General features: G+C 71.4%; 18 protein-coding genes. 14 read left to right on the top strand and 4 right to left on the bottom strand.

Annotated elements, in window-relative coordinates; genetic code table 11:
* Positions 1–12 precede the first annotated feature (12 nt).
* Positions 13–474 carry a Holliday junction resolvase RuvX gene (ruvX, locus tag SNR22_RS19065; RefSeq protein ID WP_320067960.1) on the top strand — a complete coding sequence of 154 codons (462 nt, stop codon included), beginning with the start codon at positions 13–15 and terminating at the stop codon, positions 472–474.
* The gene (gene mltG / locus SNR22_RS19060) at positions 471–1670 is read left to right on the top strand and encodes an endolytic transglycosylase MltG (RefSeq protein ID WP_320067959.1); all 1200 of its coding nucleotides are present in this window, start codon (positions 471–473) and stop codon (positions 1668–1670) included. The genes ruvX and mltG overlap by 4 nt, the downstream gene beginning before the upstream one ends.
* 64 nt (positions 1671–1734) lie before the next feature.
* Here mltG and SNR22_RS19055 read toward each other — a convergent pair whose 3' ends face one another.
* Positions 1735–1995 (bottom strand): hypothetical protein, encoded by a 261-nt coding sequence (locus tag SNR22_RS19055; RefSeq protein ID WP_320067958.1) that lies wholly within the window; start codon positions 1993–1995, stop codon positions 1735–1737.
* Between the two features lie 277 nt (positions 1996–2272).
* On the opposite strand from SNR22_RS19055, the gene SNR22_RS19050 reads away from it, so the two are divergent.
* The 3 genes from SNR22_RS19050 to SNR22_RS19040 all read left to right on the top strand — a co-directional run bounded on the left by SNR22_RS19050 (position 2273) and on the right by SNR22_RS19040 (position 4994).
* Positions 2273–3115, top strand: coding sequence for a shikimate dehydrogenase (locus tag SNR22_RS19050; protein ID WP_320067957.1), 843 nt, complete (start codon positions 2273–2275; stop codon positions 3113–3115).
* Positions 3116–3261: 146 nt separating this feature from the next.
* Complete coding sequence (aroC, locus tag SNR22_RS19045) at positions 3262–4440, top strand: chorismate synthase (RefSeq protein WP_320067956.1); 1179 nt, start codon at positions 3262–3264, stop codon at positions 4438–4440.
* Between the two features lie 41 nt (positions 4441–4481).
* On the top strand, positions 4482–4994 hold the full coding sequence (locus SNR22_RS19040; protein ID WP_320067955.1) for a shikimate kinase: 513 nt from the start codon (positions 4482–4484) through the stop codon (positions 4992–4994).
* Here SNR22_RS19040 and SNR22_RS19035 read toward each other — a convergent pair.
* Complete coding sequence (locus SNR22_RS19035) at positions 4984–5949, bottom strand: cytochrome c oxidase assembly protein (protein WP_320067954.1); 966 nt, start codon at positions 5947–5949, stop codon at positions 4984–4986. The two genes, SNR22_RS19040 and SNR22_RS19035, sit on opposite strands and share 11 nt — an antisense overlap.
* Complete coding sequence (locus SNR22_RS19030; protein WP_320067953.1) at positions 5946–6521, bottom strand: DUF2243 domain-containing protein; 576 nt, start codon at positions 6519–6521, stop codon at positions 5946–5948. The genes SNR22_RS19035 and SNR22_RS19030 overlap by 4 nt, the downstream gene beginning before the upstream one ends.
* Before the next feature lie 166 nt (positions 6522–6687).
* Here SNR22_RS19030 and aroB point away from each other — a divergent pair, with 166 nt between their 5' ends.
* The 4 genes from aroB (at position 6688) to nusB (ending at position 9278) form a co-directional block, all read left to right on the top strand.
* Positions 6688–7767: a 3-dehydroquinate synthase gene (aroB, locus tag SNR22_RS19025; RefSeq protein WP_320067952.1), complete on the top strand. Its 1080-nt coding sequence runs from the start codon at positions 6688–6690 to the stop codon at positions 7765–7767.
* Positions 7764–8213 carry a type II 3-dehydroquinate dehydratase gene (aroQ, locus tag SNR22_RS19020; protein ID WP_320067951.1) on the top strand — a complete coding sequence of 150 codons (450 nt, stop codon included), beginning with the start codon at positions 7764–7766 and terminating at the stop codon, positions 8211–8213. Before aroB ends, aroQ begins: the two co-directional genes overlap by 4 nt.
* Positions 8214–8286: 73 nt before the next feature.
* Positions 8287–8844, top strand: coding sequence for an elongation factor P (gene efp / locus SNR22_RS19015; protein WP_320067950.1), 558 nt, complete (start codon positions 8287–8289; stop codon positions 8842–8844).
* Between the two features lie 23 nt (positions 8845–8867).
* Positions 8868–9278: a transcription antitermination factor NusB gene (gene nusB / locus SNR22_RS19010; RefSeq protein WP_320068067.1), complete on the top strand. Its 411-nt coding sequence runs from the start codon at positions 8868–8870 to the stop codon at positions 9276–9278.
* A 72-nt stretch (positions 9279–9350) separates the two neighbouring features.
* Here the strand turns inward: nusB and SNR22_RS19005 are convergent, their stop codons facing one another.
* Positions 9351–9839 carry a transcriptional regulator gene (locus SNR22_RS19005; RefSeq protein ID WP_320067949.1) on the bottom strand — a complete coding sequence of 163 codons (489 nt, stop codon included), beginning with the start codon at positions 9837–9839 and terminating at the stop codon, positions 9351–9353.
* Positions 9840–10123: 284 nt separating this feature from the next.
* Here SNR22_RS19005 and pyrR point away from each other — a divergent pair, with 284 nt between their 5' ends.
* The 5 genes from pyrR to carB all read left to right on the top strand — a co-directional run bounded on the left by pyrR (position 10124) and on the right by carB (position 17673).
* Positions 10124–10705, top strand: coding sequence for a bifunctional pyr operon transcriptional regulator/uracil phosphoribosyltransferase PyrR (gene pyrR / locus SNR22_RS19000; RefSeq protein ID WP_320067948.1), 582 nt, complete (start codon positions 10124–10126; stop codon positions 10703–10705).
* 121 nt (positions 10706–10826) lie between these two features.
* Positions 10827–11753 carry an aspartate carbamoyltransferase catalytic subunit gene (locus SNR22_RS18995; protein WP_320067947.1) on the top strand — a complete coding sequence of 309 codons (927 nt, stop codon included), beginning with the start codon at positions 10827–10829 and terminating at the stop codon, positions 11751–11753.
* Complete coding sequence (locus tag SNR22_RS18990) at positions 11750–13027, top strand: dihydroorotase (RefSeq protein ID WP_320067946.1); 1278 nt, start codon at positions 11750–11752, stop codon at positions 13025–13027. The genes SNR22_RS18995 and SNR22_RS18990 overlap by 4 nt, the downstream gene beginning before the upstream one ends.
* 121 nt (positions 13028–13148) lie before the next feature.
* Positions 13149–14333, top strand: a complete 1185-nt coding sequence (gene carA / locus SNR22_RS18985; RefSeq protein WP_320067945.1) for a glutamine-hydrolyzing carbamoyl-phosphate synthase small subunit — start codon at positions 13149–13151, stop codon at positions 14331–14333.
* Complete coding sequence (carB, locus tag SNR22_RS18980; RefSeq protein ID WP_320067944.1) at positions 14326–17673, top strand: carbamoyl-phosphate synthase large subunit; 3348 nt, start codon at positions 14326–14328, stop codon at positions 17671–17673. The genes carA and carB overlap by 8 nt, the downstream gene beginning before the upstream one ends.
* Positions 17674–17721 lie beyond the last annotated feature (48 nt).

The following is a 17721-nucleotide window of genomic DNA, read 5'->3' as shown; positions in this document are numbered from 1 at the left end:
GGTGAAGGACGAATGACCGAAACGTTGCGCGGAGTTCGACTCGCGGTGGACGTCGGGCAGGTCCGGGTCGGGGTCGCCCGGTCCGACCCGCACGGGGTGCTGGCCACCCCGTTGGTTACCCTCGCCCGGGACCTGACCACAGCCTCCGACGCGGTGCCCAGTGACATGGCCGAGGTGGCCGCGCTGATCGCCGAGCACGACTGCGTGGAGGTCGTCGTCGGTCTTCCGATCAACCTGGCCGGCCAACACGGCCCGGCGGCGCAAAACGTGAAGGCGTACGCTGACCGGTTGGCTGAGGTGATAGCCCCCGTTCCGGTAACGCTCACCGACGAGAGGATGTCGACCGTGGTGGCTTCTCGTAGGCTGGCTGAGCGTGGCGTCCGGGGAAAGCGCCAACGCGCGGTGGTCGACCAGGCTGCCGCAGTCGAGATCCTGCAGAGCTGGCTGGACGCGCAGCGGAGGCGGACGCGATGATCGACGATCTGGACCTCGGTTTCGACGAGTCGGAGCGGAGTGGTGACAAGGGCAAGCACCGGCGCAGCTACGTGCGCAAGCGCAACGGCGAGTCCTCGGGCGGCCGGGGCAAGACCGCCCTCGCCCTGCTGATGGCCTTCGTCCTGCTCGGCGTGATCGGCGGCGGGGCCTTCTACGGTTTCGACCGGGTGCAGAGCTACTTCGTCACCCCCGACTACGACGGGGCCGGCACCGGCGAGGTGACGGTCGAGATCAAGCCGGGGCTGATCGCCGACATGGCCGACGCGCTCTACACCGCCGGGGTGGTCAAGAGCTCCAAGGCCTTCATCGAGGCCGCCGAGGAGAACGCCCGCAGCAAGAACATCCAGCCCGGCACCTACAAGGTGCGCAAGCAGATGAGCGCCGAGCAGGCCCTCGTCATGCTGCTGGACCTCAAGAACAAGGTCAACAACGGGCTCACCATCCCCGAGGGTACGACCGCCAAGCGCGTCTACAAGCTGCTGTCGGAGAAGACCAAGATCCCGGTCAAGGAGTTCGAGGCCGCCGCGAAGGACCCGAAGGCGCTCGGCGTGCCGGACTGGTGGTTCAAGCGCACCGACGGCAAGCCGGTCCAGAAGTCGATCGAGGGATTCCTCTTCCCGGACACCTACGAGATCCCGCCGAAGGCCACCGCCGAGAGCATCCTCAGCCTGATGGTGGAGAACTTCCTCGCCGTCACCGTCGAGATGAAGTTCGCCGACCGGGTTCAGGAGGAGCGCGGCGGCATCAGCCCGTACGAGGCGCTGATCGTCGCGTCGCTGGCCCAGGCCGAGGCGGGCAACAAGGACGACCTCGGCAAGGTCGCCCGGGTCGCCTACAACCGGGTGTACGGCGAGTTCCCGTGCAACTGCCTCGAGATGGACGTCACGGTCAACTACTACCTCGAGTCGATCGGCCAGGAGGGCAAGCGGTCGAAGGATATGACCGAGGCGGAACTCCTCGACACGAAGACCCCGTACAGCCGCAAGCTGCGGGGCCTGCCGCCCACCCCGATCGACAACCCGGGCAAGCAGGCGCTGGAGGGTGCGGTGGACCCGCCGCTCGGCAAGTGGCTGTTCTTCGTCGCCATCGACGAGGAAGGTCACTCCGCGTTCGCCGTGACTCCCGAGGATCACGAACGCAACAAGGCCAAGGCCAGGAAGGCCGGGATCATCTGATTTGCGTGGCATAACGATGGTGGGGTGAAGGCAAGCGACTTCACCCCACCATCGTTTATGCCAATCAGCCGATGACCGTCGCTCCTGGCGGAATTTGGGAGACGTTGACGCAGCCCAAGGCTACGTACCGCAGGGTCAGGTTGTGACCGACCTTGAGCCACTTGTTGCTGGTCGTGCCGTTGCAGGTGTAGGAGTCTCCGGTCGTCACACCGGTGCTGGTGTTGTTGCAGTCGGTGGTTACCGGATACCAGCATCCGACCCACTGGCCGGAACCCATCTGCGCGACCGCCGTGTATCCCGCCCCGGGGCCGGTGCGGATCTTCACGGCACTAGTGCCTGACTTCGGCGTTGCGCCTGCGTCGAGAATGCTGGCGACGGCTGGCGGGACGGCCATGGTGAGTGTTGCGAGCGCGCCGATAACAGCGGCCGTCGCTACTTTCCGCATAATCATGGTAACTCTTAGTTGGGTTGGGGGGTGGTGAAGATGTAACCATCAACATCCACTTAGTCACAAGACCCTCGGACGAGAAAATCGTTGATCTTCGCTTTCTGCCGAGGCCTGCTACGGTTCGGCTTTGGACGTAGGTTGGATAGGTCAGGGGATGAAGCGAGAGAATCGGGCGGCGGTGGTCGGCAAGCCGATCGGGCACTCCCTCTCCCCGGTGATCCACAACGCCGGCTACGCAGCCGCCGGCCTCACCGGGTGGTCGTACACGACGATCGAGTGCGCGGAGGCCGAGCTGCCGGCCGTGGTCGGTGGGCTCGGCCCCGAGTGGGCCGGGCTGTCGGTGACCATGCCGTGCAAGGAGGCGACCCTCGCCCTCGCGGCCGAGGTGTCGCCGGTCGCCGCCGCGATGGGCGCGGCGAACACCCTCGTCCACCGGCCCGACGGCTCCTGGTACGCGGATAACACCGACGCCGCCGGAATGATCGAGCTGCTCGGTGCGGCGGGCGTGCGGCCCGGGGCCCGGGTGACCGTGCTCGGGGCGGGCGGCACCGCGCGGGCCGCCCTGGCTGCCGCCGCCCGGCTCGGCTCGGCGGCGGTGACCGTGGTGGCCCGGCGGGCGTCGGCGCTCGATGAGTTGCGCCCGGCCGCCGACGCGCTGCGCCTCCGGCTGACCGGTGCGGACTGGGCCGACGCGGCCGCCCACACCGACGTCGACGTGGTGGTCTCCACCGTGCCGAAGGGCGTCGCCGACTCGCTCGCGGCCGACGCCCGTTGGACGCCGGGAGCGGTTTACTTCGACGCGCTCTACGACCCGTGGCCGACCCCCCTCGCCGCCTCGGCCGAGGCGGCCGGGTGTCGGGTGGTCTCCGGGCTGGACCTGCTGGTCGCCCAGGCGGTCGGCCAGTTCGAGCACTTCACCGGCGTCCGTGCCCCCGTCCCTGCGATGGCCGCCGCGCTCTCCGCGGTGGTCGGGATCGAGATTCACCCGAGCCGGTAGCCCGGCCGTGCCGACGTCGCGTCCGGTCCGCCGGCCCGCAACCGCGCGCTGTCCCAAGGGACGTAGTCGTCGTGTGTCGCGTCCGCAGGGCGGGACACGGCGGGCGGCGCGGTGGGACGTGACCCGGCCGTGACAGACTTGCCGACGTGTTGCGTTGGCTGACTGCAGGTGAATCGCACGGTCCCGCCCTTGTCGCGATGATGGAGGGCGTGCCCGCCGGGATCGAGGTGACCACCGGCGAGATCGCCGGTGAGCTGGCCCGCCGCCGGCTGGGCTACGGCCGGGGCGCCCGGATGGCGTTCGAGCAGGACGAGGTCGAGGTGATCGGCGGGCTCCGGCACGGGGTCACCCTCGGTAGTCCGGTGGCCATCCGGGTCGGCAACTCCGAGTGGCCCAAGTGGCAGACGGTGATGGCCGCCGATCCGGTGGACCCCGACGAGCTGGCCCGGCAGGCGCGCAACGCGCCGCTGACCCGCCCCCGCCCGGGCCACGCCGACCTGGCCGGCATGCAGAAGTACGGCCACACCGACGCCCGGCCGATCCTGGAGCGGGCCAGCGCGCGGGAGACCGCCGCCCGGGTGGCCGTCGGCACCGTGGCGAAGGCCCTGATCAAGCAGGCCCTCGGCATCGAGATCGTCTCGCACGTGGTGGAGCTTGGCCCGGTCGCGGTGAAGCCGGGGCTGCGGCCGACCCCGTCTGACGCCGAGCGTATCGACGCCGACCCGCTGCGCTGCCTCGACCCGGAGGTCAGCGCCCGGATGGTCGCCGAGGTCGATGCCGCGAAGAAGGCCGCCGACACGCTCGGCGGCGTGGTCGAGGTACTGGCGTACGGCGTGCCGCCGGGCCTGGGCAGCCACGTGCAGTGGGACCGCAAGCTTGACGCCCGGCTCGCCACCGCCCTGATGTCCATTCAGGCGATCAAGGGCGTGGAGATCGGCGACGGCTGGCAGCAGGCCCGCTCCCGCGGCTCCGAGGCGCACGACGAGATCATTCCCACCGCGACCGGGGTGCGCCGGGTGACCGACCGGGCCGGTGGCCTGGAGGGCGGCATCACCACCGGAGAGCCGCTGCGGGTGAAGGCGGCGATGAAGCCGATCTCCTCGCTGAACCGGGCCCTGGCCACCGTCGACGTGACCACGGGGGAGGCGGCGACGGCGATCAACCAGCGCTCCGACGTCTGCGCCGTGCCGGCCGCCGCCGTGGTCGCCGAGGCAATGGTGGCCCTGGTGCTCGCCGAGGCCGCCACGGAGAAGTTCGGTGGCGATTCGGTCGCCGAGATCCGCCGAAATCTGGCTGGCTACCTCGACGCACTGGTGATCCGGTGAGCATGCCCGCGACCGACGGTGGCGATCAGGGAGATGGTCCGGTGAACCAGACGCGACCGGCGGTCGTCCTCGTCGGGTCGCCGGGTTCCGGCAAGACCACCGTCGGGAAGTGCCTCGCCGCCCTGCTCGGGGTGGAGTTCCGGGACACCGACTTCGACATCGAGCGGCTGGCCGGCAAGCCGATCCCGGAGATCTTCATCGACGAGGGGGAGGGCCACTTCCGTGCCCTCGAACGGGCCGCCACCGCCGCGGGGCTGGCCTCCTGCGCCGGAGTGCTCGCCCTCGGCGGCGGCGTGGTGCTGGCCGAGGAGAACCGGGCGGCCCTGATCGGGCACACCGTGGTGCACCTGAGCGTCGAGCTGCCCGCCGCGGTGAAGCGGGTCGGGCTGGGTGCCGGCCGGCCGCTGCTGGCGATCAACCCGCGGGCGACGCTGAAGCACCTGATGGACCAGCGCCGCCCGCTCTACGCCGAGGTGGCGACCGCGACGGTGGTCACCGACGGGCGCACGCCGGAGGAGATCGCCGCCGAGATCGCGGCCCTACTCAAGCCCTGACGCCTCCGCCCACCACCGGCGCGCCTCCGCCCACCACCGGCGCGCTTCCGCCCACCACCGGCGCGCTTCCGCCCACCACCGGCGCGCTTCCGCCCACCACCGGCGCGCTTCCGCCCACCACCGGCACGCTTCCGCCCACCACCGGCGCGCCCCCGCCCGGGGTGTTAACAAGGGGCCCTTCCTCTACCGGATGCGTTAAGAAGGTGCCCTTCCTTTCCGGGCGCCAGGTGGTGAGGAGGGTCAGGGCCAGGGCGATCTCGGCCAGGTCTCCGCCGTAGTACATGACCGTCGCTCCGGCGCGCAGGTCGTCCGGCGGGGCGGGGACGTCCACCGCGAGGCCCGCGTACATGAGTTGGGCCAGGGCGGCGTGGCCGGCCACGGCGGCACCGAGGACCACCAGCCGGACCGGCACCCGGGCGCGGCGCGGGCCCGGGTCGGGTCCGGCGACCGACCAGGTGAAGAGCAGCCCGGAGAGCAGGAAATGCAGGTGCACCAGGTGGTGCAGCGCCGGGGAGGTCAGCGTCGCCCGGTACAGCGGCGTCAGGTAGAGCAGGTAGAGACCGCCGACGGTCAACGCCAGGCCGGTGGCCGGGTGGGAGAGCGCGGCCAGGGCCGGCCGGCGCAACAGCCGGACCAGCGCCCGGCCGCGCCGCCGGTCGACGGTGCGCAGCAGCAGGGTGACCGGCGCACCGAGCACCAGCCCGAGCGGCGCGAGCATGCCGACCAGCAGGTGCTGCCAGGCATGCGCGGCGAAGCCGCCGACCGGCAGGCCGAGGCCGACCGCGAGCAGGCCCGCGCCGACGCCGAAGGCGGCCGTCCGCCGGTGCGGCCAGCCGATGCCGCCCGGCCTCCGCTGCCGCAGCGCGGCGGCCAGGTAGATCCAGAACAACACCAGCGGTACGAGCAGTGCCGGGCCGGGGGCGAACCCGTGGTGGCCGGCGTGGGCCGGATTCACCGCCGCTCGGCGCAGACGTCCACGGCCGTGCTGCGGCGTTGCACCAGCCAGCCGACGACGACGAGCACCACCCCGAACGCCAGGAACCCGAGGTCCCACCAGGTCTGGTGGGGGCCCCCGCGCACGTGGTGGACGCCGAGCAGGTGGTGGTCGATGATCCCCTCGACGAGGTTGAACAGCCCCCAGCCGATCAGCGCCCAGCCCCAGAGCGCGGGTGAGCGCCACAGCCGGCCCCGGGACCGGGTCACCCGGGAGTAGAGCAGGGCCAGCCCGGCCAGCACCGCCACCCAGGTCACCACGTGGAAGATCCCGTCCCACAGGGTGTTCATCTCCAGGCCGGGCACGGTGTCCACCGGGTACGCCTTCACCCCGATGTTGTCGGTGTCGGTGCTGCTGAGCAGATGGTGCCACTGGAGCACCTGGTGCAGCACGATGCCGTCGGCGAAGCCGCCGAGGCCGATGCCGAGGATCGTGGCGGGCAGCCGGATGTCGGTGCCGTCGGTCGTGTCCGGCACCCGGGTGTCGCGGGTGTCGGGCACCCGGGTGCCGGTGCCGTCGGTCGGTGTGGTCATCGCGGGTACCTCCGCCTCGTAGGCTGGTGTGCGTGCCGAACGCTGCCCCCGCTTCCCCTGGCTAAACGCCCCTGGGCCGTGCTGGTCACGCCCTGGTGACGATCCGCCCGCCACGGAGTGGACAGCCGCCGCCGGGCCCCCGCCGGCTGGACTAGGCTCCCGGGCGATGGACGAGTTGACCCGAATTCCGGTCGGCGGCGAGCGGCCGTACGACGTGCTGGTGGGACGCGACCTGCTCGACGCGCTCCCGACGTTGTTGCCCGGCGCGACCCGGGTGGCGGTGCTGCACGCACCGCCGTTGAAGGGGCTCGCCGATGCGATCGGCGCCCGCCTGGCCGCCGCCGGCATCGCCCCGCTGGCCGTCGAGGTGCCGGACGCCGAGGCGGGTAAGGCCATCGAGGTGGCCGCCGCGTGCTGGGACCGGCTCGGCGAGGCGGGCTTCACCCGTACCGACGCGGTGATCGGGGTGGGCGGCGGCGCGGTCACCGACCTGGCCGGCTTCGTCGCGGCCTGCTGGCTGCGCGGGGTGCGCTGGGTGCCGGTGGCGACCTCGCTGCTCGGCATGGTCGACGCGGCGGTCGGCGGCAAGACCGGGGTCAACACCGCCGCCGGCAAGAACCTGGTCGGTGGCTTCCACCCGCCGGCAGGGGTGCTCTGCGACCTCGCGGTGCTCGACAGCCTGCCGCCGGCCGACCTGGCGGCGGGGCTGGCCGAGGTGGTCAAGTGCGGCTTCATCGCCGACCCGGTGATCCTCGATCTGGTCGAGCGGGACCGGGCGGCGGCCACCGACGCGACGTCGCCGGTGCTCCGGGAGCTGATCGAGCGGGCGATCCGGGTGAAGGCCGACGTGGTCTCCGGCGACCTGCGCGAGTCCGGGGTGCGTGAGGTGCTCAACTACGGTCACACCCTGGCCCACGCGATCGAGAAGGCGGAGGGGTATCGCTGGCGGCACGGGCACGCCGTCGCCGTCGGCCTGGTCTACGCCGCCGAGCTGGCTCGGCTTGCCGGCCGGCTGGACGCCCCGACCGCGCAGCGGCACCGCACGGTGCTGGCGGCGCTCGGGCTTCCGACGGGATACCGGGCCGACGCGTGGCCGCAGCTGCTGGCCGCGATGCGGGTGGACAAGAAGACCCGCGGTTCCCGGCTGCGGTTCGTGGTGCTCGACGGCCTGGCCCGTCCGGCGATCCTGGAGGGCCCGGACGACGAGCTGCTGCACGCCGCCTACCGGGAGGTCATCACCTCATGAGGGTGTACGTGCTGAATGGGCCGAACCTGGGCCGGCTGGGCACCCGCCAGGTCGACGTGTACGGGGCGACCAGCTACGCCGACCTGGTGGCACTCTGCGTCTCCACCGGCCGGGAGCTGGGGCTGGACGTGTCGGTGCGGCAGACCGACGCCGAGCACGAACTGGTCGGCTGGCTGCACGCGGCGGCCGACGAGGGCGCGGCGGTGGTGCTCAACCCGGCGGCCTGGTCGCACTACTCGATTGCGGTCCGGGACGCCTGCGCGATGCTGCGCGGACCCCTGGTCGAGGTGCACATCTCCAACATCCACGCCCGGGAGGAGTTCCGCCGGCACTCGGTGGTCTCCGCCGTGGCGACCGGGGTGATCTGCGGATTGGGCGTCGACGGCTACCGCCTCGCCCTGCACCACCTGGCGGGTTGGGCGAGCACCGAGCCGGTCGGGCCCTGACGGCGGGAACGGCCGGGGGCGACAGCGAGTAGACTTGCCAGGTCTGTCCGCCAATTGATGATCAAGGCAGGAAATGGCCTCCACCAACGACCTGAAAAACGGCCTGGTACTCAACCTCGACGGAGAGCTCTGGGCCGTCGTCGAGTTCCAGCACGTCAAGCCCGGTAAGGGTGGTGCCTTCGTGCGCACCACCCTGAAGAACGTGCTGTCCGGCAAGGTGGTCGACAAGACCTTCAACGCGGGCACCAAGGTCGAGACCGCGACCGTGGACAAGCGCACGATGCAGTACCTCTACGCCGACGGCGAGGACTACGTCTTCATGGATCTGGAGACGTTCGACCAGATCATCGTCCCCGGCCTCACCGTGGGTGAGGCAGCCAACTACCTCCTCCCCGAGGCCGAGGCGACCGTCGCCACTCACGAGGAGGTGCCGCTCTACATCGAGCTGCCGACCTCCGTCGTGCTGGAGGTCACCTACACCGAGCCGGGCCTGCAGGGTGACCGGTCCACCGGCGGCACCAAGCCGGCCACTGTGGAGACCGGCGCGACCGTGCCGGTGCCGCTGTTCATCACCACCGGTGAGAAGATCAAGGTCGACACCCGCGACGGCCGTTACCTCGGCCGCGCCTGATGGCCGAGGGCGCCAAGCAGCAGATGCCGGCGCGTCGCAAGGCGCGCAAGCGGGCGCTGGACGTGCTCTACGAGTCCGACCTGCGGGACCGGCCGCCGGTGGAGGTGCTCGTCGGGTACCTCGAGCGGATCGAAAAGCCTCACCCGGAGCACCTCGGGTACGCCGTCGGCCTCATCGAGGGCGTCGCCGCGCACCTGGACCGGATCGACGAGCTGATCGCCAGCTACGCCGAGGGGTGGACGCTGGACCGGATGCCGGTGGTCGACCGGAACCTGGCCCGCATCGCGGTGTACGAACTGCTCTACGTCGACGAGCTCGATGACGCGGTGGCGATCAGCGAGGCCGTCGAGCTGGCCCGGCAGATGTCGACCGATGACTCGCCGCGCTTCCTCAACGGGGTGCTCGGCCGGATCGCCGAGTACGCCACCCGCTGACCGGCACGCCGGGCAGGGAGACGACGAAAGGGGCCCGTGCCGATCGGCACGGGCCCCTTCACCGATCGCGGGTCAGGACGCGAAGAACGCCCGCGGGTCGGCGACGAGCACACCGTGCTCGGTGAGGCGCTCGATCAGGCCGGACGGCGAGGCGTCGTAGACGATCGCCAGGGCGCGCAGGTCGTCGGCGCGGATGGAGAGCACCCGACCGTTGTAGTCGCCGCGCTGCTGCTGGATGGCGCGGGCGTACCGGGCGACGTAGGCCAGTTCCTCGGAGGCATCGTCGTAGAGCCGCTCCAGGTCCAGCACGATCTTGCTGGTGGGTTCGTGGCGGACTCCGCTGCCGTCGGGCAGTAGTTCGGAGACGGGCACCCGGTAGAAGTCGGCCAGCTCGGCCAGGCGGGACACCGTGACGGCGCGGTCGCCGCGCTCGTACGAGCCGACCACTACGGCCTTCCACCGCCCGGTCGACTTCTCCTCCACCCCCTGCAGGGACAGGCCCTGCTGCTGGCGGATGGAGCGCAGGCGGGCGCCCAGCGACTTGGCGTATTCAGAGGGCATTCGGACACTCCCAGTGTTGCTCGGGGTTCACCCCGTGGTGGCTACGGAGCGTGACGGTACGGGGATTGCGACAACTGGTCAAGTGGTCGTGATCGTACCGTTGGAGGAGCAGGGTGACTTGTCCCGGTTCGTCATCTTGATCACGGTGTCAGTGCCGGCGTCGGACCGCCTCGTGACCGCTGGTAGCGTGGCCTGTAGCCCCCGCTCGGGCCGTTCGCGGTCCGGCGGAGGCTGTCAGACATCCTTTAACGACCCGTCCCGTGAGGCGGGGAAGGAGGTCCGCCGTGGCCTACCCACCGGCTGCCCACCCGTCGCCACCGCAGCAACCCTCGGTGAAGGTGATCCTCACCGCAGCGGACGTATCGCGTGTGGTGGACCGCATTGCCCACCAGATCCTCGAGAAGACCCAGGGCGCCGCCGACACGGTGCTGCTCGGTATTCCCACCCGCGGCGTCCCCCTCGCGAGGCGCCTCGCCGCCCGGATCGGCACCTTCGAGAACATCGCCGTCCCGGTCGGTGTGCTCGACATCACCCTCTACCGCGACGACCTGCGCCGAAACGGCACCCGTGCGGTCGGCCCGACCCAGCTGCCGTCCACCGGGATCGACGGCAAGCGGGTCGTCCTCGTCGACGACGTGCTCTTCTCCGGCCGGACGGTCCGGGCCGCTCTCGACGCGCTCGGCGACGTCGGCCGTCCCGCCTCGGTGCAGCTCGCCGTGCTGGTCGACCGGGGCCACCGGCAGCTGCCGATCCGCGCCGACTACGTGGGCAAGAACATCCCGACCTCGCTGGCCGAGAACGTGCGGGTCACCCTCGCCGAGACCGACGGCGCCGACGAGGTCCGGCTCTTCGGGGGCACCCAGTGAGCGCGAGGAGTGCAGCGCAGCGGAGCCCCGCAGTCGCGATCGAAGGGCAGGCATCAGTGAGCGCGAGGAGTGCAGCGCAGCGGAGCCCCGCAGTCGCGATCGAAGGGCGGGTCCAGCTCCCATGATCAAGCACCTGCTCTCCGGTGCCGACCTGGACGCCGCCATCGCCACCCAGATCCTCGACACCGCGGCCGAGATGGCCACCGTGGCCGGGCGCGAGGTCAAGAAGCTGCCCGCGTTGCGCGGGCGGACGGTGGTGAACCTCTTCTACGAGGACTCCACCCGGACCCGGATCTCCTTCGAGGCGGCGGCGAAGCGCCTCAGCGCCGATGTGATCAACTTTTCGGCCAAGGGCTCCAGCGTGGCCAAGGGCGAGAGCCTGAAGGACACCGCGCTCACCCTCCAGGCGATGGGGGCCGACGCGGTGGTCGTCCGGCACCCCGCCTCCGGCGCCCCGCACCGGCTGGCCACCTGGATCGACGGGTCGGTGGTCAACGCCGGCGACGGCACCCACGAGCACCCCACCCAGGCGCTGCTCGACGCGTACACGATGCGCTCCCGGCTGGGCCGGATCGCCGGCCTGCACGTCGCGGTGGTCGGGGACGTGTTGCACTCCCGGGTGGCCCGCTCCAACGTGCTGCTGCTCTCCACCCTCGGCGCGAAGGTCACCCTGGTCGGCCCGCCCACGCTGATCCCGGTGAACATCGCGCACGCACTGGCGTCCGGCGTCGACGTCTCCTACGACCTCGACTCCGTGCTGCCCAACGTCGATGTGGTGATGATGCTGCGGGTGCAGCGGGAGCGGATGCACGACTCCTACTTCCCCTCGGCCCGCGAGTACGCCCGCCGCTACGGCCTCGACGGGCCGCGGATGCGCCGGCTGCCCGCGCACGCGATCGTCATGCACCCCGGGCCGATGAACCGGGGCATGGAGATCACCCCCGAGGTCGCCGACTCGCCCCGCTCCACCATCGTCGAACAGGTCGCCAACGGGGTCTCCGTGCGGATGGCCGTCCTCTATCTGCTGCTCGGGGGGAACAACCTGTGACCGCGTACCTGATCACCAACGTGAGCGTCGTCGGCGCCGCTCCGACCGACCTGCTGATCCGCGACGGCGTCGTCGCCGCCGTCGGCGCGGGCCTGAGCGCGCCGGACGCCGCCGTGGTCGACGGCACCGGGCTGGTCGCCCTGCCCGGCCTGGTCGACCTGCACACCCACCTGCGCGAGCCGGGCCGCGAGGACGCCGAGACCGTCGAGTCCGGCTCCCGGGCGGCGGCGCTCGGCGGGTACACGGCGGTCTGCGCGATGGCCAACACCTCCCCGGTCGCCGACACCGCCGGGGTGGTGGAGCAGGTCTGGCGGCTCGGCCGGGAGGCCGGCCTGGTCGACGTGCAGCCGATCGGGGCGGTCACCGCAGGCCTGGCCGGCGAGCGCCTGGCCGAACTGGGCGCGATGGCCGACTCGGCGGCCCGGGTGCGGATCTTCTCCGACGACGGGCACTGCGTGGCCGACCCGGTGCTGATGCGCCGGGCGCTGGAGTACGTCAAGGCGTTCGACGGGATCATCGCCCAGCACGCCGAGGAGCCCCGGCTCACCGAGGGCGCACAGATGCACGAGGGCGAGGTCTCCACCCGGCTCGGGCTGACCGGTTGGCCGGCGGTCGCCGAGGAGGCGATCATCGCCCGGGACGTGCTGCTCGCCGAGCACGTCGGCAGCCGACTGCACGTCTGCCACGTCTCCACCGCCGGCAGCGTCGAGGTGCTGCGTCAGGCCAAGGCCCGCGGCGTACGGGTCACCGCCGAGGTCACCCCGCACCACCTGCTGCTCACCGACGTCAAGGCCGAGACCTACGACCCGGTGTACAAGGTCAACCCGCCGCTGCGCACTGCAACCGACGTCGCCGCACTGCGCGCCGCCCTGGCCGAGGGCGTGATCGACATCGTCGCCACCGACCACGCCCCGCACGCCGTGGAGGACAAGGAGTGCGAGTGGGCGTACGCCCGGCCGGGCATGCTCGGCCTGGAGACGGCGCTGTCGATCGCCCTGGACGTGCTCGGCCCGCAGTGGGACCTGATCGCCGAGCGGATGTCCCGGGCCCCGGCCCGGATCGCCGGCCTCGACTCGCACGGCCTCGACCCGGTCACCGGCGTGCCGGCCAACCTGACCCTGATCGACCCGGCTGCGCGCCGCACCATTGAGCCCGCGGAGCTGGCCAGTCGTAGTCGCAACACCCCGTACGCCCGCATGACGCTGCCGGGTCGCATCGTGGCGACCTTCCTGCGCGGCGAGCCGACGGTCCTGGACGGAAAGGCTGTCAAGTGATTCGTGCGAGGAATGCAGCGAAGCGGAGCCCCGCAGTCCGGATCGAAGGAAGTGCAGCAGTGATTCGTGCGAGGAGTGCAGCGAAGCGGAGCCCCGCAGTCCGGATCGAAGGAAGTGCAGCATGAGAAGGCGTCCCGCGATTCTCGTCCTGGAGGACGGGCGCACGTTCCACGGCGAGGCGTACGGCAGCGTCGGGGAGACCTTCGGCGAGGCGGTCTTCAACACCGGCATGACCGGCTACCAGGAGACCCTGACTGACCCGTCGTACCACCGGCAGGTGGTGGTGCAGACCGCCCCGCACATCGGCAACACCGGCGTGAACGCCGAGGACGACGAGTCCGGCCGGATCTGGGTCGCCGGGTACGTGGTCCGTGACCCCGCCCGGATCGGCTCGAACTGGCGGGCCACCGGCGGGCTGGAGGACCGGCTCACGGCCGAGGGCGTGGTCGGCATCAGCGGGGTGGACACCCGGGCGCTGACCCGGCACCTGCGCGAGCGCGGCGCGATGCGGGTCGGTATCTCCAGCGTCGAGGTCGACCCGCGGGCCCTGCTGGCCCGGGTCCGTCAGGCCCCGCCGATGGTCGGCGCGGACCTCTCCGCGCAGGTGACCACCGCGCAGCCGTACGTGATCGCCGCCGAGGGTGTGCACCGCTTCACCGTGGCCGCCCTGGACCTGGGCATCAAGCGCAACGTGCCGCGTCGGCTCGCCGCGCGCGGGGTCAGCACCCATGTGCTGCCCGCCTCGTCGAGCATCGACGAACTGCTCGCCACCGGCGCGGACGCGGTGTTCTTCTCGCCCGGACCGGGTGACCCGGCCACCGCCGACGGCCCGGTCGCCCTCGCGCAGGAGGTGCTGCGCCGCCGGATCCCGCTCTTCGGCATCTGCTTCGGCAGCCAGATCCTCGGTCGGGCGCTCGGCTTCGGCACCTACAAGCTCGGCTACGGCCACCGGGGCATCAACCAGCCGGTGCTCGACCGGGCCACCGGCAAGGTCGAGGTGACCAGCCACAACCACGGCTTCGCGGTCGCCTGGCCGGGCCGCGAACCGGAGTCCGGTGCGCTGGAGGTTCCGGGCGCGGTCGTCCCCGACCAGGTGATCGAGACCGAGTTCGGCGGCGTCCAGGTGTCGCATGTCTGCCTCAATGACAACGTGGTCGAGGGGCTGCGGGCGAGGGACGTGCCCGCCTTCACCGTCCAGTACCACCCGGAGGCGGCGGCCGGCCCGCACGACGCGGACTACCTCTTCGATCGCTTCGCCGAGCTCATCGAGGGCCGGAACCACAGCGAGGGGCGCACGAATGCCTAAGCGGACCGATCTCAAGCACATCCTGGTGATCGGCTCCGGGCCGATCGTTATCGGGCAGGCCTGTGAGTTCGACTACTCCGGCACCCAGGCGTGCCGGGTGCTGCGCAGCGAGGGGATCCGGGTCAGCCTGGTCAACTCCAACCCGGCGACCATCATGACCGACCCGGAGTTCGCCGACGCCACGTACATCGAGCCGATCACCCCGGAGTTCGTCGAGCTGGTCATCGCCCGGGAACGCCCCGACGCCCTGCTGGCCACCCTGGGCGGGCAGACCGCGCTGAACACCGCGGTCGCCCTGCACGCCGCAGGCGTGCTGGAGAAGTACGGCGTGGAGCTGATCGGCGCGAACATCGACGCCATCAACCGGGGCGAGGACCGGCAACTGTTCAAGGACATCGTCGCCAAGGCCGGCGTACGCCTGGGCCTGGACGACCCGACCGGCCTGGTGCCGCGCTCCCGGGTCTGCCACTCCATGGACGAGGTCGAGGCAACCGCCGCCGAGCTGGGCCTGCCGGTGGTGATCCGGCCGTCGTTCACCATGGGCGGCCTGGGCTCCGGCATGGCGCACACCGACGCCGATCTGGCGCGCATCGCCGGCGCCGGCCTGGCCGCCAGCCCGATGCACGAGGTGCTCATCGAGGAGAGCGTGCTCGGCTGGAAGGAGTACGAGCTCGAACTCATGCGCGACCGCCGCGACAACGTGGTGGTGGTCTGCTCGATCGAGAACATCGACCCGATGGGCGTGCACACCGGCGACAGCGTCACTGTGGCCCCGGCCATGACGCTCACCGACCGGGAGTACCAGAGCCTGCGCGACCTGGGCATCGCGGTGCTGCGCGAGGTCGGGGTGGACACCGGCGGCTGCAACATCCAGTTCGCGGTGAACCCGGCCGACGGCCGGATCGTCGTGATCGAGATGAACCCCCGGGTGTCCCGCTCCTCGGCGCTGGCGTCGAAGGCGACCGGCTTCCCGATCGCGAAGATCGCCGCGAAGCTGGCCATCGGCTACACCCTGGACGAGATCCCCAACGACATCACGCTCAAGACCCCGGCGGCGTTCGAGCCGGCCCTGGACTACGTGGTGGTGAAGATCCCCCGGTTCGCGTTCGAGAAGTTCCCCGGCGCGGACCCGGAGCTGACCACCACCATGAAGTCGGTGGGCGAGGCGATGAGCCTCGGGCGCAACTTCACCGAGGCGCTGAACAAGGCGATGCGCTCGATGGAAACCAAAGCAGGCGGCTTCTGGAGTGTGCCGGATCCGCAGGGGGCAACCAGGGAGAACACCCTCGAGGCCCTGCGCGTCCCGCACGACGGGCGGCTCTACACCGTGGAGCGGGCGCTGCGGCTCGGCGCGTCGATCGCCGAGGTCGCCGCCGCGTCCGGCGGGATCGACCCGTGGTTCCTGGACCAGATCGCCGGGCTGGTCGAGCTGCGCGCGGAGATCGTGGACGCCCCGGTGCTCGACGCCGACCTGCTGCGCCGGGCCAAGCGGGCCGGCCTGTCCGACCGGCAGCTCGCCGCGCTCCGTCCGGAGCTGGCTGCCGAGGACGGGGTACGCATCCTGCGGCACCGCCTCGATGTCCGCCCGGTCTACAAGACGGTGGACACCTGCGCCGCCGAGTTCGAGGCGACCACCCCGTACCACTACTCCACCTATGATTCCGAGACCGAGGTCGCGCCGTCGGCCCGGCCCAAGGTGCTCATCCTCGGCTCCGGGCCGAACCGGATCGGCCAGGGCATCGAGTTCGACTACTCGTGTGTGCACGCCGTGATGGCGCTGCGGGAGGTCGGCTACGAGACGGTGATGATCAACTGCAATCCGGAGACCGTCTCCACCGACTACGACACCGCCGACCGGCTCTACTTCGAGCCGCTGACCTTCGAGGACGTTCTCGAGGTGTGGCACGCCGAGGACTCGTCCGGTCGGGCGGCCGGCGGGCCGGGCGTGGTCGGGGTGGTCGTGCAGCTCGGCGGGCAGACCCCGCTGGGGCTGGCGCAGCGGCTCAAGAACGCCGGCGTGCCGGTGGTCGGCACGTCGCCGGAGTCGATCCACCTGGCCGAGGAGCGGGGCGCCTTCGGGTCGGTGCTGGCCCGGGCCGGCCTGCGCGCCCCGGCGCACGGCATGGCCACCTCGTACGAGGAGGCCAAGGCGATTGCCGAGGAGATCGGCTACCCGGTGCTGGTCCGCCCGTCGTACGTGCTGGGCGGGCGGGGCATGGAGATCGTCTATGACGACCCGACGCTGCGCGACTACATCGGCCGGGCCACCGAGATCTCCCCGGACCACCCGGTGTTGGTGGACCGGTTCCTCGACGACGCCATCGAGATCGACGTGGACGCGCTCTGCGACGCCGACGGTGAGGTCTACCTCGGCGGGGTGATGGAACACATCGAGGAGGCCGGCATCCACTCCGGCGACTCGTCCTGCGTGCTGCCGCCGATCACCCTGGCCAAATCGCACCTGGCCCAGGTGCGCCGGTACACCGAGGCGATCGCCAAGGGCGTGGGGGTACGCGGCCTGCTCAACGTCCAGTACGCCCTCAAGGACGACGTGCTGTACGTGCTGGAGGCGAACCCGCGGGCGTCCCGGACTGTGCCGTTCGTCTCCAAAGCTACGGCGGTGCCGCTGGCCAAGGCGGCGGCCCGGATCGCCCTCGGCGCCACCATCGCCGAGCTGCGCGCCGAGGGACTGCTCCCGTCGACCGGCGACGGCGGGACGATGCCGGCCAACGCGCCGATCGCGGTGAAGGAGGCGGTGCTGCCGTTCAAGCGGTTCCGTACCCCGTCCGGTCAGGGCGTCGACTCGCTGCTCGGGCCGGAGATGAAGTCCACCGGCGAGGTGATGGGCATCGACACGAACTTCGGCCACGCCTTCGCCAAGAGCCAGTCCGCCGCGTACGGGTCGCTGCCGACCGAGGGGAAGATCTTCGTCTCGGTGGCCAACCGGGACAAGCGCGCCATGATCTTCCCGATCAAGCGCCTCGCCGACCTGGGCTTCGAGATCGTCGCCACCACCGGCACCGCCGAGGTGTTGCGTCGGCACGGCATCGCCTGCGAGCAGATCCGCAAGCACTATGAGTCCGGCGCGGGTGAGGACGCGGTCTCGATGATCCTCGGCGGCGACGTGGCGCTGGTGGTCAACACCCCGCAGGGCTCCGGGGCGAGCGCCCGCTCGGACGGCTACGAGATCCGCAGCGCCGCCGTGACCGCCGACATCCCCTGCATCACCACGGTCCAGGGCGCGGCGGCAGCCGTGCTGGGCATCGAGGCCCGCATCCGCGGCGACATGATCGTCCGTCCCCTCCAGGACCTGCACGCCACCCTTCGGGCCGCCCGGTGACCCCCACGCCCACGCCCGCCTCGATCATGGGGTGGGCGGCGGCGGGGG

It is taken from the genome of Micromonospora sp. RTGN7, assembly GCF_033804645.1.
Lineage (GTDB): Bacteria > Actinomycetota > Actinomycetes > Mycobacteriales > Micromonosporaceae > Micromonospora.
The sequence above is the reverse complement of the archived record's forward strand: the minus strand, read 5'-3'. Positions and strand labels throughout refer to the sequence as shown.

Coding starts and splice junctions, on each gene's coding strand:
- ruvX (WP_320067960.1), top strand. CDS start 13: ATGACCGAAACGTTGCGCGGAGTTCGACTCGCGGTGGACGTCGGGCAG.
- mltG (WP_320067959.1), top strand. CDS start 471: ATGATCGACGATCTGGACCTCGGTTTCGACGAGTCGGAGCGGAGTGGT.
- SNR22_RS19050 (WP_320067957.1), top strand. CDS start 2,273: ATGAAGCGAGAGAATCGGGCGGCGGTGGTCGGCAAGCCGATCGGGCAC.
- SNR22_RS19030 (WP_320067953.1), bottom strand. CDS start 6,521: ATGACCACACCGACCGACGGCACCGGCACCCGGGTGCCCGACACCCGC.
- aroB (WP_320067952.1), top strand. CDS start 6,688: ATGGACGAGTTGACCCGAATTCCGGTCGGCGGCGAGCGGCCGTACGAC.
- aroQ (WP_320067951.1), top strand. CDS start 7,764: ATGAGGGTGTACGTGCTGAATGGGCCGAACCTGGGCCGGCTGGGCACC.
- efp (WP_320067950.1), top strand. CDS start 8,287: ATGGCCTCCACCAACGACCTGAAAAACGGCCTGGTACTCAACCTCGAC.
- nusB (WP_320068067.1), top strand. CDS start 8,868: ATGCCGGCGCGTCGCAAGGCGCGCAAGCGGGCGCTGGACGTGCTCTAC.
- SNR22_RS19005 (WP_320067949.1), bottom strand. CDS start 9,839: ATGCCCTCTGAATACGCCAAGTCGCTGGGCGCCCGCCTGCGCTCCATC.
- SNR22_RS18995 (WP_320067947.1), top strand. CDS start 10,827: ATGATCAAGCACCTGCTCTCCGGTGCCGACCTGGACGCCGCCATCGCC.
- carA (WP_320067945.1), top strand. CDS start 13,149: ATGAGAAGGCGTCCCGCGATTCTCGTCCTGGAGGACGGGCGCACGTTC.
- carB (WP_320067944.1), top strand. CDS start 14,326: ATGCCTAAGCGGACCGATCTCAAGCACATCCTGGTGATCGGCTCCGGG.